This window comes from Paenibacillus agaridevorans, from assembly GCF_003112455.1.
Lineage (GTDB): Bacteria > Bacillota > Bacilli > Paenibacillales > Paenibacillaceae > Pristimantibacillus > Pristimantibacillus agaridevorans.
The window spans coordinates 129070-142706 of record NZ_BDQX01000281.1 but is presented as its reverse complement, the minus strand read 5'-3'; the positions used below and the strand labels follow the sequence as shown (position 1 = coordinate 142706).

General features: G+C 54.2%; 14 protein-coding genes. 3 read left to right on the top strand and 11 right to left on the bottom strand.

From position 1 onward, the window contains the following. Positions 1–81: 81 nt before the first annotated feature. Positions 82–735: a bifunctional 4-hydroxy-2-oxoglutarate aldolase/2-dehydro-3-deoxy-phosphogluconate aldolase gene (locus PAT3040_RS22810; protein ID WP_258235112.1), complete on the bottom strand. Its 654-nt coding sequence runs from the start codon at positions 733–735 to the stop codon at positions 82–84. Between the two features lie 25 nt (positions 736–760). Next, the gene (mutY, locus tag PAT3040_RS22805; RefSeq protein WP_108994517.1) at positions 761–1999 is read right to left on the bottom strand and encodes an A/G-specific adenine glycosylase; all 1239 of its coding nucleotides are present in this window, start codon (positions 1997–1999) and stop codon (positions 761–763) included. 138 nt (positions 2000–2137) lie between these two features. Here mutY and PAT3040_RS22800 point away from each other — a divergent pair, with 138 nt between their 5' ends. Beyond that, complete coding sequence (locus PAT3040_RS22800; protein ID WP_181376780.1) at positions 2138–2500, top strand: c-type cytochrome; 363 nt, start codon at positions 2138–2140, stop codon at positions 2498–2500. 91 nt (positions 2501–2591) lie between these two features. Here the strand turns inward: PAT3040_RS22800 and PAT3040_RS22795 are convergent, their stop codons facing one another. The 6 genes from PAT3040_RS22795 to PAT3040_RS22770 all read right to left on the bottom strand — a co-directional run bounded on the left by PAT3040_RS22795 (position 2592) and on the right by PAT3040_RS22770 (position 7397). Then, positions 2592–2861, bottom strand: coding sequence for a hypothetical protein (locus tag PAT3040_RS22795; RefSeq protein ID WP_143810216.1), 270 nt, complete (start codon positions 2859–2861; stop codon positions 2592–2594). Positions 2862–2923: 62 nt separating this feature from the next. After that, positions 2924–3322, bottom strand: a complete 399-nt coding sequence (gene acpS, locus PAT3040_RS22790) for a holo-ACP synthase (protein WP_087566116.1) — start codon at positions 3320–3322, stop codon at positions 2924–2926. 26 nt (positions 3323–3348) lie between these two features. Further along, positions 3349–4158 (bottom strand): NAD(+) synthase, encoded by an 810-nt coding sequence (gene nadE / locus PAT3040_RS22785; protein WP_108994515.1) that lies wholly within the window; start codon positions 4156–4158, stop codon positions 3349–3351. A gap of 10 nt (positions 4159–4168) precedes the next feature. Continuing rightward, a complete protein-coding gene (locus PAT3040_RS22780; protein WP_087566114.1) occupies positions 4169–4606 on the bottom strand; it encodes a BrxA/BrxB family bacilliredoxin in 438 nt (145 codons plus the stop codon). A 149-nt stretch (positions 4607–4755) separates the two neighbouring features. Further along, positions 4756–6432 (bottom strand): ATP-binding protein, encoded by a 1677-nt coding sequence (locus PAT3040_RS22775; RefSeq protein WP_108994514.1) that lies wholly within the window; start codon positions 6430–6432, stop codon positions 4756–4758. A gap of 38 nt (positions 6433–6470) precedes the next feature. After that, positions 6471–7397 (bottom strand): alpha/beta hydrolase, encoded by a 927-nt coding sequence (locus PAT3040_RS22770; protein WP_181376779.1) that lies wholly within the window; start codon positions 7395–7397, stop codon positions 6471–6473. A 108-nt stretch (positions 7398–7505) separates the two neighbouring features. Between PAT3040_RS22770 and PAT3040_RS22765 the strand changes: the two genes are divergently transcribed. Further along, positions 7506–8780 carry a BaiN/RdsA family NAD(P)/FAD-dependent oxidoreductase gene (locus PAT3040_RS22765; RefSeq protein ID WP_108994512.1) on the top strand — a complete coding sequence of 425 codons (1275 nt, stop codon included), beginning with the start codon at positions 7506–7508 and terminating at the stop codon, positions 8778–8780. 98 nt (positions 8781–8878) lie between these two features. Here PAT3040_RS22765 and PAT3040_RS22760 read toward each other — a convergent pair whose 3' ends face one another. From PAT3040_RS22760 to xylA, 3 genes are all read right to left on the bottom strand, one after another. Then, positions 8879–9271: a hypothetical protein gene (locus PAT3040_RS22760; RefSeq protein WP_258235111.1), complete on the bottom strand. Its 393-nt coding sequence runs from the start codon at positions 9269–9271 to the stop codon at positions 8879–8881. Between the two features lie 169 nt (positions 9272–9440). Next, positions 9441–10937 carry a xylulokinase gene (xylB, locus tag PAT3040_RS22755; RefSeq protein ID WP_108994510.1) on the bottom strand — a complete coding sequence of 499 codons (1497 nt, stop codon included), beginning with the start codon at positions 10935–10937 and terminating at the stop codon, positions 9441–9443. 16 nt (positions 10938–10953) lie between these two features. Beyond that, positions 10954–12267: a xylose isomerase gene (gene xylA / locus PAT3040_RS22750; protein WP_108994509.1), complete on the bottom strand. Its 1314-nt coding sequence runs from the start codon at positions 12265–12267 to the stop codon at positions 10954–10956. A 200-nt stretch (positions 12268–12467) separates the two neighbouring features. Here xylA and PAT3040_RS22745 point away from each other — a divergent pair, with 200 nt between their 5' ends. Then, on the top strand, positions 12468–13589 hold the full coding sequence (locus PAT3040_RS22745) for an ROK family transcriptional regulator (RefSeq protein ID WP_258235120.1): 1122 nt from the start codon (positions 12468–12470) through the stop codon (positions 13587–13589). Positions 13590–13637 lie beyond the last annotated feature (48 nt).

Sequence of the window (13637 nt, the reverse complement as noted above, 5' to 3'; positions counted from 1 at the left end):
GCTTGTATGACCATTTCATACTCGGAAGGGTTCAATTGATCGAGATTCGCAAGCCATGGCTTTGGTAAGTGGCGGCAGTATTCATAAGTCCCGTACAGCCTCGGTGAAATGACGAGCCCGCTCCGTCACGAGATCCAATTTGCCTTCCTTCACCCAATCCAGCGAGATCAGCTTGCCGCCCATCCCGACCGCATTCGCTCCCGCCGCGAAATAATCTCTAATGTTGCTCAAGTCCACGCCGCCCGTTGCCATAATCGGAACGGTGTCTAACGGGCCTCTGATCTCCTTTAGATAACCAATGCCCAGCGTGCCCATTGGAAACAGCTTGACTGCGCCAGCTCCGGCCTTCAGCGCCCTTACGATCTCCGTCGGGGTCATAACTCCCGGCCAAACCGCGACTCCGCGTTCTTGACCGTAGGCAATCACCTCTTCGTCAAGGTTTGGCGAGATGAGAAATTGCGCCCCCGCATCGATTGCACGCTTTGCATAGTCGACATCCAGAACGGTTCCCGCTCCGATGGATGCGGCATTTCCATATTTCGTGCGCCAGCGCTCGATAATGGTCGTTGCTCCGGCGGTATTCATCGTAACTTCCATTAGCTGTATTCCGCCCTCTATAAGCGCCTCAGCAGCTCCATCGGCCGTGTCGTCCTCAATTCCGCGCAAAATAGCTACAATCTTGTGCTCCAGCAGCTTCTCCAGCATCTCGTTTATTGATGTTGCATCTCCCATCATTCATTCCCCCATTCGTTGTAATCCTTTAAACTCCCCAATATTGTCCAAGAATGCGAATGAACACATTCGGGAACGGCAGCTTTTCCATATCGGCCTTATCGATCCATCGGTATGTCATGCCATCCTGACCAGCGAACGTTGGCTCCACGCTCTCCGTCATAGTACTCGTCGCTGTCGATGTTGTATAGGCGGATAAGGACTCAGCCGCAATATCTCCGCCGCCTCCGCGGCTATCCACTGAACCAGGGAATCCGATCAGCCCCATATCTGCTCCGAACACCCTCAGCCGCCAATGAATATGACTGAACACATGCTCGGCATCCATTACCCATTCTTGCGGACGAATGAACAATCCGGAAGCCTCTTCCGTCTCCCGTACCAGCGCCTCCGCCATGTAAGGCTGCTTCTTCGGTGCATCAGCGGCGAACATCGCCTTAGCCGTGTCTGGCAGCAGCACATGCGGGAGTTCCCACATCTGGGCCAGCAGCCCCGTGCGGGGACGTTGCCTTACGAGCACCTTGCCGTCTTGCTCCACGATCGCAACGACCCGGTATTCGTCGCGTGGAGGCTTTGCTTTCGTCTTGATCGGCAGCACCGTCTCCTTCCCCGCAATCCGGCCCGCGCAATGCTCCATAACCGGGCAGGTCAGACAGCCTGGCGACTTCGGCGTACAGACTAACGCGCCAAGCTCCATTAGCGCCTGGTTGAAATCACCTGCGGCACCTTCTGGTATGAGAGTGACCGCAAGCTTTTCAATTCCGACTCGCGTAGCCGGCTTGGCGATATCGTCCTCCAGACAGAAGTATCTGGACAAGACGCGCATTACGTTGCCGTCGACCGCCGGATACGGACGGTTGAACGCGATGCTCATGATGGCCCCGCTCGTATACGGGCCAACGCCTCTCAAGCCGGATACGGCTTCATGGCTGTCCGGAATAACGCCGCCGTACTGCTCCATCACCATCTTCGCGCCAGCTTGCAAGTTGCGGGCGCGCGAATAATAACCGAGCCCCTCCCAGCGCTTGAGCACTTCTTCTTCCGGCGCCTCGGCAAGAGCCTGCACGCTTGGGAATTGGGCCATGAATGCCTGATAATAAGGGATGACGGTATCTACCCTTGTCTGCTGAAGCATAATTTCGGACACCCATACCCGGTAGGGATCCTGATTCTGTCTCCAAGGCAAGTCTCGCTTCTGAAGCCTGTACCAGGCTAGCAGTTCTGTGCTGAAATATGTTTTTGCATCCTCTAATTCGGTTTGAGTCATAGCTGTGCCGTTCCTTCCTAATGCCCCGTCTGTTATACGCAGGGGTTGTTTCATCCATTCGTCTTTGACTATACTCTATTAGAGGTTGGCCGAAAAGTCCACTTTTCCAATATGCTAGATGTCGAAGGAGGGGCCGAGATGAAATCCGGTCTTGGAAAAAAACAAATCATTGCAGTGTCGTCATGCGTATTGCTGCTTGCTATATTAGCCGGTTGCGGCGGCCCGATGCAGGGCTCGAAGACAAGCAAAGCATTAAGCGACGCCCCGCCCGAGACGGCGGCGCTGTTCCAATCTCGCTGTCTTTCTTGTCATGGGAGCGAGCTGCAGGGACGTGTAGGCGAGAAGACGAATTTGCAGCAAATAGGAGCAAGACTCGCCGCTGCTGATATTGCTTCGCGAATCAGGGACGGGAGCGAAGACGGCATGATGCCTGCATTCGGCAAGCAGTTATCCGAGGAAGAGATCGAGGGGCTCGCCGGATGGCTGGTCGGGAAACAGTAATAGGTTGGCAACCGGCCTCGCCAAATCCGTAAGCGTGCAGACTACGTGAGGGTTACATAAATTTCTCAAAACACAAAAAAGCCGGCCTCCCTTAGTCCAGGAAACCGGCTCTTCGCGCAGCGGTATGCCGACCGCTTCGATTCGAAGCTTTCTCTAAACGAGCGGACGGTGCATATGTCCTTTTGTAGGTCCAGCAAGTATGTCCCATATGCGGATGCAGCGGGAACACATCGCCCGGCAGCAGCAGCAATGAACCGCCCCACTCATCATGGTATATGCCTTCGAACTGAACCCTTTGTCCGGATTTATATCTGCGTTTCGGCTCGGGACCATGGTTGCCGATCTTCTGACCGTTAGTCATAAGCATAAGCAACTCCTTCCGCATCATACTTGTAACATTACATTCCAAGTATGGGCGGAAGGTTACCGCTTTATCCTCTCCACCACGACAAATGCCGAAGCAATGGCACGCTCATGCGTAATCGTGACGTGAATCTCAATATATTCGGGATTAAGTCCAAGCCTTGTCCAGGCTTCCTCCGACAATCCGCAAATCGGCTTGCCGTCCTCATTTCGGTAAATATCAATGTCATGGAAGCCAAGGAGTTCGCCGATTCCGCAGCCGAATGCTTTGGAGATGGCTTCCTTCGCCGCGAATCTGCCCGCCGTGAATTGATGCAGCCGGGCCCCTGCGTATGACTTCGCCAGCTCTCGCTCGCCATCCGTCAACACGCGCTTTAGAAATCGTTCGCCACGTTCACCGTCCAGCAGCGATTCGACGCGCAGCACATCCGTCAGGTCGTGTCCGATTCCAATAATCAAGGCAACACCCCCGAATGTATGTGCACTTAAATACCCGGAATTCCGGACCTCTTGTGCTCCGTCTTCAAATATTGCTTTTCCAGCTTCTCCCGGACTTCCTGGGAGATTTGCTTGCCTTCGAGATACGCGCTGTTGTCTTCGTATAAAATACCAAGCTCGCCTTCATCCGTCTGACCGTCCCATAGACCGGCGGTAGGCGCTTTGTCCAGCACGCTTTTCGGTACGCCGATATGAGCGGCGATCTGGCGAACCTGACGCTTGTTGAGCGAGCTGAGCGGAGTAATGTCGACCGCGCCATCGCCCCACTTCGTATAGAAGCCCGTAATGGCTTCGGAAGCGTGATCGGTGCCCACGACCAACAAATTCAGATCGAATGCGAGGGCGTACTGCATGACCATTCGAGTTCTCGCTTTCACGTTGCCTTTGCCGCCCCGGCTAATATGGCGCGGAATGCCTAGCTGCTTGAAGCTGTGCTCGACCTCCAGGGCAATCTCGTCTACGGCTTCTTCGATATTGGTCTCGGCCTTATAACGAAGATCAAATGCAGCCGCTACGGCATAGCTGTCCGAAATGTCGGATTGGTCTCCGTAAGGCTGAAAGACGCCTAACGTCAAATATTCCTTGCCCGACTCTTCGCTCAATTCGTCCGTCGCGATCTTGCACAATCCCGCAGCGACAGCGCTATCGAGGCCGCCGCTAATCGCGATCAGCAGTCCGGACGTGCCGGAATTCATCACGTATTGCTTCAGGAAGTCGACGCGCTTACGCACTTCGGCTGCTGGATCAATAGTCGGCTTAACGCCGAGTCGTTCGATGATTTGTTGTTGTAGGCTCATCATTTAGCTCCTATTTCGTGCAGTATTTGTCGAAGGCATCCGTCAGATCTGCCGCGATATCCGCAGCGGAACGATTCTCAATTTGGTGACGTTCGATAAAGTGCACCAGTTCTCCGTCTTTCATCAAGGCGATGGAAGGCGAGGATGGCGGATACGGCGCAAAATATTCGCGGGCTTTAGCCGTCGCTTCCTTGTCCTGACCGGCGAATACCGTGAACAGATGATCCGGCGTCACTTCATGATTCAGCGCATCAGCCACGCCAGGACGGCATTGTCCCGCCGCACAGCCGCATACGGAGTTAATGACGATCAGCGCCGTACCGCTTGCGCCCGGAACGTTCTCTTCGACCTCTTCGGGCGTGCGAAGCTCCTTGATACCCAATTTCGTTAAGTCGTCCCGCATCGGTTGAACCATATCCAGCATGTATCTTTCGAATGACATAGACATAATGAACACTCCTTTATATTGTGGTGATTTTTGCTACTATTATAACGCTCCTTACGAAAATAAAGCAACCGGAGCACTTGCTCCGGTTGCCAGCTTCATGATGAACGGCTGAGACTATTCTAAATGGGGGGCCGGTTAGGACCGATAAGCTAATTAGCATGTCCGCCTGAGCCTTCCCTTATGTCAAAGGAGACGACAAACGTCGTTCCTTCTCCTTCCCGGGTATGTATCTCAATGCGGCCGTTATGCCGTTCTGCAATGCTGAGGCATAAAGGCAAGCCTAAACCGGTTCCGCGCGTCTTGGTCGTATAAAAGGGCTCAAACAGATGGTCAAGCTTGTCCTGGGGAATACCGACCCCTTCGTCAGCAATTTGAATACTGACCTCCTCGGCCGTCCAGGCCGTATGTATGCGCAAAACGCCTTTGTCTCCCATCGCCTCCATCCCGTTGCGTGCAAGATTAAGCAGCAGTTGCTTCATTTCTCGGTCATTAAGCAGCATATCGGGCATATCTTCGCATAAAACAATCTCCAGCGTCTGACCGCGAAGATTGGCATCGGCGCTAATCAGCGGGACTAGATCGTTGATAGTGTGATGCAGATTCGCCCTCTCCATCTTGAGCTCCCGGTTTTGCGCAAGCGATAGAAAGTCGCTGATAATGAGATTAGCGCGATCAAGCTCCTCCATAATAATTCGGAAATATTCGAATTGACTCTGGGGGCTGCGCTCTTGAATCAACTGAACGAAGCCGCGAATAACCGCCATCGGATTGCGGATTTCATGCGTAATGCTGGCTGCCATCTGGCCAACCAGGCTGAGGCGCTCCATCCTGCCCCGTTCGTCGCGCAGTTGTCTAAGCTCCGTAATATCGCTGGCAATTAGCGCTGCTCCCGTAATCCGATTGTCTTCGATCTCCCTTAGCGTAACGGTTGTCAGAATAAGCGTCCAACCCTCGTCGTCGATCGACAAAGTGGGCGTATCCATGCCATCCAGCGCCTTATGCAGCAGATCGGCGCTTTCTTTCATTCGCTGCGGATCGAAGGTTTCCGGGAACGGCGTATTTTTGAGCCTAGCAACGTCTCGGTATCCCTCCTTGAAGCCAAGCAGCTTGATCGATTCCTCATTGGCATGGGTTATAAAGCCGTTTCCGTCCACGATGAGTACAGCCAGAGGCGCGTTATCGATAAATTGCTGCAGCTTCTGCACCTCGTTGCCGTAGTTGACGGACAGCTGACCCACTTCGTCGTAGAGCTGCTGCTTCTCCTTGATGCTCTCGATCATATAGATCGACAGCCAAAAAGCAAGCAGCAGACCTATTATCGACAATGCTACTTCGAAGCCTGCCAACAAGGTCCATTCCATCTGATACGCGTCCGAATAATATTTGGTCAGCACGATACGAACCAGCGCCACGATTATTACCATGACGAGGCCGATTCGTTCCTTGCTAACGCTGGAGGCATTTTCAAATTTCCGTATGATCGTAAGCAGCATGATGGAAAATACAATCAGCGAGACGATAAATCCGACGATTTCGAAATTATTGTCCAGTGTCGGCAGCCTCAGCAGCACGTAGAGGACAAAAAGCGCCCCGAATGCTCTGTAGCCTCCGTACAGAGATCCCACCAGAAACGGAACCGTGCGATAATCGACGTCAAAGTCAAAAACAAGCGAAGTTGTAAGCGCGCACATTACCATGGCTACGCCGCTTGCAATCGCGATGAACGGCTTAAAGCCCTTCCAGCCCCGCTCTTTGTCGTGCCAGAGCAGAAACGCGAAGATAGGAAGGACCGATAAGAAGAATTGCAGCAATAAGTCCTTCAGCAAAGATGACAGGCCTCCTTATCGACGACGTATAATGCTTTCTATAATTTGTCGTTCATCCAGGCCTTAATACAAGCGATGGCTTCTCCGCCTTGAAGATCGTTATGCAGTTCATGAAGTCCATCCTGCCACGGGTTCCAGTCGCAGCCCTCCCTCATTCCATCCGCCAGTTCCTTGCTTGCGACGTATGAGGTTACCCTGTCTGCCGTTCCGTGCAGAAGCAGAAGGGGGACATGAAGCTCGTTGACGTGCTTGATCGCCCACTCTCCGGCATCCTGAATTTCGGTAAATGCCCTTGGCGTAATAGTGGTATGACTCAGCGGATCCCCCTTCATGGATCGGGATCTGGACGCTTCCGTACCGTTCTGCCGGAACAGGTCTTCCTCCTTCAGTCCAGTGGACATCGGCAGGGAGGGCCAGAACGTCGCCAACCTGCGCCCGAGCCATTCTTTTACTGCGGGAGGTTTGAAGGCGAGTCTTAGCCATGGGCTTGTCAGAACGAGCCCTGCAAGGTCAGGCTTGGTCCGGATCGCGCAATTTAACGCGATATTCCCCCCCATGCTGTGGCCGTATAAGAAGAGCGGAATCTCGGCATGACGTTTCGCGCATTGCTCCAGCATCAACGTTAGATCGGCGATCGCCGCCTCCATAGACAGCATATGCCCCCGCTTTCCTTGCGATCTGCCGTGGCCGTAATGATCGTAGGCGATAATGGCATATCCGTCTGCCGCCAGCTCCTTCGCAACATGCGCATACCGTTCGCCATGCTCGCCGTGCCCATGAGCCAAACAGATGACTGCTTTAGGCTTGCCTGCGGCAGGCAGCCATTCGCGCACAAATAAATCGTTTACGCCGGTACCGAGCACTCGCCACTCCGTTCGGCGAACCTTATCCGAAGCTTCGATTCCATCATCCGCTATGCCTTGCTGCACATCATCCCTATCGTTATAGCTGCCACGTTGACTCATCCTGTTACAGCCCCTCGCATTCATGTATAATAATTAAATTATACTGTAAACGGCCGTCGTGAATAGAGCCTTTTTTGGTTATTATGAATAATCGTTAGGAGAGTAGATATGAATTATGATGTAATCATTGCGGGCGCGGGTTCGTCGGGATTAATGGCTGCCGTTTCCGCCGGAGAATCGGGCGCGAAAACCCTGCTTCTGGACAAAGGGGACAGGCTTGGCAGGAAGCTCGGCATTTCCGGCGGGGGGCGATGCAACGTAACGAACGCCAAAGAGCTGGACGAATTAATCAAGCATATCCCCGGGAACGGCAAATATTTGCACAGTGCGCTTGCCGTTTTCAGCAATCGGCATATTATGGACTTTTTCGAGAGACTGGGCATTGCTCTTAAAGAAGAAGACAACGGCCGCATGTTCCCCATTACCGATAAAGCCAAGACGGTTGTCGATGCGTTAGTAAACAAAGTTCGATCGCTGGGCGTAGATATCCGGGTCAATAGTCCGGTAGAACGCGTGTTATACGAGGGCGGCAGAACAGTCGGGGTGCAATTGAAATCCAAGGAGATTATTAAAGCAAGCAGCGTCATTGTCGCCGTGGGAGGCAAGTCCGTTCCGCACACGGGTTCGACGGGAGATGGATACGCGTGGGCGGAGGAAGCCGGACACACCGTCACGGAGCTGTTCCCAACCGAGGTGCCGCTTACGTCGAGATCCTCTTTCATTCTCGGCAAAGAGCTGCAGGGGCTCTCTCTTCGAAACGTCGCGCTGACGATCTTAAACGCCAAGGAAAAGCCCATTATCAGGCATGAAGGCGATATGATCTTCACTCACTTCGGCCTGTCGGGTCCAATCGCGCTTCGGTGCAGCGGATTCGTCGTCAAGGAGCTGCGAAAAAACGGCGGCGGCGAAGTGAAAGCTACTATCGATCTCATGCCCGAACGGACAGCAGATGAGCTGTTCTCCGAGACGTTGGCCCTGTGCAAGGCCGATAGCCGCAAAACGATAAAAAACGTCCTGAAGGGTTATTACCCGGAGCGGATGCTGCCTATTATGTTCCTCAAGTCCGGGCTGCGGGACGATATTACGTACGATAACATTCCCAAGGGAGCTTGGCTTGCGCTGGCTCGGGTTGCCAAGGCATTTCCGGTACGCATCGACGGGACGTTGTCGATCGAAGAAGCGTTCGTGACGGGCGGAGGCGTGCATCTAAAGGAGATCGATCCAAGGTCGATGCAGTCCAAGCTATTGCCCGGACTGTACTTCTGCGGCGAGGTGCTGGACATCCACGGTTATACGGGCGGCTACAATATAACGGCCGCGTTCACGACCGGGTATAACGCCGGGAGGCACGCGGCCGAAAGGGCCATGGAGCTGGCACGGTAAAGATCGACATGCACGAGCGAGGGCTCTCCTCGACCTTGGAACCAAGGTTAAGGGGAGCCCTCTTCTTTCGACGCTTATGAGCGGGACGGCATGCCGGCCTAGATATGGACGTCGCCCGAGAAATGATTGTACGTTCCGTCGTCAGGCAGAAGCTCTTCGCTGGTCATAACGCCGTCTTCATCCCTGTTACGCGCCCCTTCCGCGTCTATCCAATCCTCATTGACGACATGGGCGGGAATAGTGATTGCATCCAGCGCATAGGCAGAGCTGGTCACGGCTTCTTCGGCAATATGAGCTTGTTCCACGAGTTGCCCGCCATGCGCCTGCGCAATCTCGAGAGCCGACGTCAAGTCGCCTCCCTCCACATGAATATGCATGCGGCGTTCATGATGTATAACGGGATCGTAGCCAAGCTCCAGCAGCAATTCGCGAGCCATCGCGGCGCTGCTGCTATCGCTGAAGTCGAACATTATCGCCGATAAGTGGGACAACCTGCATCTTCCTTCCGAGTATTTGGTCATTTCCTGCTTTTAGGATGCCTAATCACGTGGAATTCATGCCTGCCCGATGCCCGGAAAACGCGAATAAGCCGTTGGTTCCCTGGTCTCAGGAGAATCAAACGGCTTATTGCTTATCATTTGGTTGGGCGTTCCTCGTCTTTTACGCCCGGTATGCAGCGAGCGTTTCGTTAAGCTCGCGCGTCGCGCCGTAAACTTGCTGATAGGCGCGGAACAGACCAACGTATGCATTCGATGCCTCTTGGTTCGGAACGTATTCCGACGCGTATTTCACGAACGCCGCGGAACATGCCTCCAGGCTGTCAAACCAGCCGCAGCCGTAAGCTGCGAGCATGGCCGCTCCAAGTCCCGGTCCCTGCTCATTTTCCAGCGACACAACCGTCGCGCCAAAAATGTCGGCCTGCATCTGGAGCCAGACGGGATTCTGCGCCCCGCCCCCGATGGAGACGATGCGTTCCACCTTTTTGCCGGCGCCGCGGAACATATCTACGGACTCGTTTAGCGAGAAGGTGATGCCCTCCATAACCGCCCTGGCAAAATGCTTGCGCTCATGCGAGCCGTCGATGCCCACAAAGCTTGCGCGGATCGAAGAGTCCGCATGGGGCGTTCGTTCGCCGACCAGATAAGGCGTGAACAGCAGACCGCCAGCTCCCGGCGGCAGCCCACCAACCTCGGCCAGCAGCTCGTCATAGGACTCTCCAGGCGCGAACGTCTTCTTGAACCAGCTGAGGCTGTAGCCCGCCGCAAGAGTTACGCCCATGGCATAAAACGAATCCTCCTTCCCGTGGTTGAAGAAGTGGACCTTGCCCCCGAAGTCCTTCGACTTGTCATCCTCGTAAGAGAGAATGACGCCCGACGTACCAATGCTGCACAGCGTCAGACCTTCCGACAGAATGCCGGACCCGATCGCGCCGCAAGCATTGTCCGCCCCGCCCGCGAATACTTTCGTGTCAACGTTCAAGCCGGAACGCTCCGCTGCTTCCGGCAGCAGCGTGCCCGTCAGCTCATGAGATTCCACAAGAGGAGGCGGAAAGCTTGCCGGCAAGCCGAAAGCCTCCAGCACCTCATCGCTCCAGCGTTTCTCCGCTACTTCAAGCAGCAGCGTGCCCGCCGCGTCGGAATAATCCATATGGCGACGTCCGGTCAGCCGATATCGCACATAGTCCTTCGGCAAGAGGAAGGACTCGGCCGATTGGAACAAAGCTGGCTCGTTCTCTCGAACCCACAATATTTTGGGCAGCGTGAACCCTTCCAATGCGGGATTGCGAGTCAATCGAAGCAGCTTGTCGCCAAGCACCCGCTCGATCTCCCGGCACTGCTCCGTCGTGCGTGTATCGTTCCACAGAATGGCGTTGCGAACAGGCTTGCCTTCGCCATCCAGCAGCACTAATCCATGCATCTGTCCCGAGAAGCTGATGCCTTCGATCGCGCCGGCATCGATGTTTTCATTGGCAGCAAGCTCTCGCAGCGCTTCGTGCGTCGCGTCCACCCAATCCTCGGGCCGCTGCTCGCTCCAGCCGGAGCGCTCATGATAGAGCGGATAACTGCGCGAAGCTTCGGCGACAATCGTCCCTTCCTTGTTCACAAGAAGCGCTTTGACCGCGCTGGTGCCGAGGTCGATTCCGATCACGTAACTCATATCCAGAGCCTCCCGTTTATACGCTAAAAATAACTTCGCTTAACATAAGACGAATACGCTCTTGACGGCCGGACTCGTTTACGATCGGATTGTTTTGCAGCGCATATTGCTCAAGCGACTTCAACGTGGCGCGGCCGGCTACAATGTCGGCGCCAATGCCTTCTTTGAAGCTGCGGTAACGGTGATCTACGATGCTGTCCAGCGTGCGGTTCTCGATCAGCTTGGCAGCTGCTTTCAGTCCCCAAGCGAAGCTGTCCATGCCCGCGATATGCGCAAGGAAAAGATCCTGGTCTTCGAAAGAGCCGCGACGCACTTTGGCGTCAAAGTTAACGCCGCCACGGCCCAGGCCGCCGGCTTTCAGCACTTCGTACATCGTCAGCGTCGTGGAGTACAGATCCGTAGGGAATTCGTCCGTATCCCAGCCCAGCAGCAGGTCGCCTTGGTTTGCGTCAAGCGATCCCAGCATGCCGTTGATAGCCGCCGTGCGGATCTCATGTTCGAACGTGTGGCCGGCAAGCGTAGCGTGATTCGCTTCCAGGTTCAACTTGAACTTGTCTTGCAGACCGTACTTCTGCAAGAACGAGATTGTCGTTGCCGCGTCGAAGTCGTATTGATGTTTCGTTGGCTCCTTCGGCTTCGGTTCAATCAGGAATTGAGCGTCGAATCCGATCTCGTTCGCATAGTCGATCGCCATATGGTAAAGGCGGGCGAGGTTATCAAGCTCGAAGCCCATGTCCGTGTTCAGCAGCGTTTCGTAGCCTTCGCGGCCTCCCCAGAATACGTAGTTCTCCGCACCGAGCTCCTTGCCGACTTCCAGGCCTTTCTTCAATTGCGCGCCTGCATATGCGTATACGTCCGCGTTGCAAGTCGTGCCTGCGCCATGAACAAAGCGAGGATTCGTGAACATGTTAACCGTGTTCCATAGCAGCTTTTTGCCGGAAGCGTTCATAGCTTCCTTCAGCAACGCCACGATGACATCGAGGTTTTTGTACGTTTCTTGCAGCGTAGCGCCTTCCGGAGCGATGTCGATATCATGGAAGCAGTAGTAAGGAATGTTCAGCTTCTCCATGAATTCGAAGTTCGCTTCTACGCGGGCTTTGGAACGATCCAGACCGTCGAATTGATCCCAGCCGCGCACCATCGTGCCGGAACCGAACGGATCCGTGCCGTTAGCGTTGAACGTGTGCCAGTAAGCAACCGCGTAACGAAGATGTTCTTCCATCGTTTTGCCAAGCACGATCTGGGACGGATCATAATGTTTAAATGCAAGCGGATTGTCGGAGCCTTTCCCTTCGAATGCGATTGCCGGAATGTTTTTGAAGTAACTCATAAGTAATAACTCCTCCTTTGGGATGAATGCGTTTTCCTTCTACATGCAGAATAACACAAACACACTTTGTTTGTCTATTAAACAAACTAAGTTTTATGGTATACTTTCCGTACAAGAAACATCGACTACGGATAATCATAGACAGGAGAACGTTACGCGTGCCAACGAAACCGACAGGCGACCTTGCCCTCATCAAAAAAATGAACACTTCTATCGTGCTCGATGCCGTCCTTAAGCATGCGCCGCTATCGCGTGCAGGCATATCGGAGCGGACTGGCCTAAACAAGGCTACCGTATCCAGCCTCGTACTGGATTTGATCGATGCCCATCTTGTCTACGAGATCGGACCTGGGGAGTCCAGCGGCGGACGCAAACCCGTCATGCTTTTATTTAACGAGAAAGCTGGCTATGCGGTAGGCATTGATCTCGGCGTCAACTATATAAGAGGCATTCTGACCGATCTGGCGGGAGGAGTCGTTGCCGACGCTCATATCGAGCTTGGACGAGCCAATCAGGAATTACCGCTGGAGCAGTTGACCGGCTGCATCGACGGCCTTATAAAGCAAGCGCCGGATAGCCCCTATGGGATCGTGGGCATCGGGGTCGGCGTGCCGGGCATCGTGGATGATCAAGGCGTCATCCTGTTCGCTCCGAACATGAGGCTAAAGCAGGTTGCCTTGAAGCAAATGCTTGAGAGCCGCTACAGCCTCTCCGTCACGATCGACAACGAAGCGAACGCAGGCGCGCAAGGCGAGCAAACCTATGGAGCCGGTCGCGGAATTCTCAATCAGATCTACGTGAGCGTCGGAATCGGGATCGGCACCGGCATCATTTTAAACAAAGAATTGTTTAAAGGCGCTTCCGGCTTCTCCGGTGAACTTGGCCATCTGTCCATTCAGTACGACGGCAAGCCCTGCAGTTGCGGCAATCAAGGCTGCTGGGAGCTGTACGCCTCCGAGAACGCCTTGCTCGAGCAGGCTTCATCGCTTGGTTACGCAAGTCTCGGACAACTGCTCAAAGCCGCGGAGCAAGGGGATGAGCGAGTACGGCAATTGTTTAGCGACATCGGGTCCTATCTGGGTGTCGGCATCGCCAACATCGTTAACGTGTTTAATCCCGATGTTGTCATCGTCGGCAATCGCATGAGCAGCGCCGCGACATGGATCGGCCCCGCTATGCGCGAAGCCGTCGCCACCCGTTCGCTTCCCTACCATCGGGCGCAACTAAGCATATTATTCGCGGAATTGCAGGAGCAGTCCGCCGTAAGAGGCGCTGCTTATTATGCCATCAGCGATTTTTTTGCCAAAGTAAAGAGCGTGTAGCCCCTTCGTTTAAATTCCGTTTACATGAGGGATGTATTCTTCTAACAT

Coding starts and splice junctions, on each gene's coding strand:
- PAT3040_RS22765 (WP_108994512.1), top strand. CDS start 7,506: ATGAATTATGATGTAATCATTGCGGGCGCGGGTTCGTCGGGATTAATG.
- xylB (WP_108994510.1), bottom strand. CDS start 10,937: ATGAGTTACGTGATCGGAATCGACCTCGGCACCAGCGCGGTCAAAGCG.
- PAT3040_RS22745 (WP_258235120.1), top strand. CDS start 12,468: ATGAACACTTCTATCGTGCTCGATGCCGTCCTTAAGCATGCGCCGCTA.
- PAT3040_RS22770 (WP_181376779.1), bottom strand. CDS start 7,397: ATGAGTCAACGTGGCAGCTATAACGATAGGGATGATGTGCAGCAAGGC.
- PAT3040_RS22800 (WP_181376780.1), top strand. CDS start 2,138: ATGAAATCCGGTCTTGGAAAAAAACAAATCATTGCAGTGTCGTCATGC.
- xylA (WP_108994509.1), bottom strand. CDS start 12,267: ATGAGTTACTTCAAAAACATTCCGGCAATCGCATTCGAAGGGAAAGGC.
- mutY (WP_108994517.1), bottom strand. CDS start 1,999: ATGACTCAAACCGAATTAGAGGATGCAAAAACATATTTCAGCACAGAA.
- PAT3040_RS22780 (WP_087566114.1), bottom strand. CDS start 4,606: ATGTCTATGTCATTCGAAAGATACATGCTGGATATGGTTCAACCGATG.
- PAT3040_RS22810 (WP_258235112.1), bottom strand. CDS start 735: ATGATGGGAGATGCAACATCAATAAACGAGATGCTGGAGAAGCTGCTG.
- nadE (WP_108994515.1), bottom strand. CDS start 4,158: ATGAGCCTACAACAACAAATCATCGAACGACTCGGCGTTAAGCCGACT.
- PAT3040_RS22795 (WP_143810216.1), bottom strand. CDS start 2,861: ATGACTAACGGTCAGAAGATCGGCAACCATGGTCCCGAGCCGAAACGC.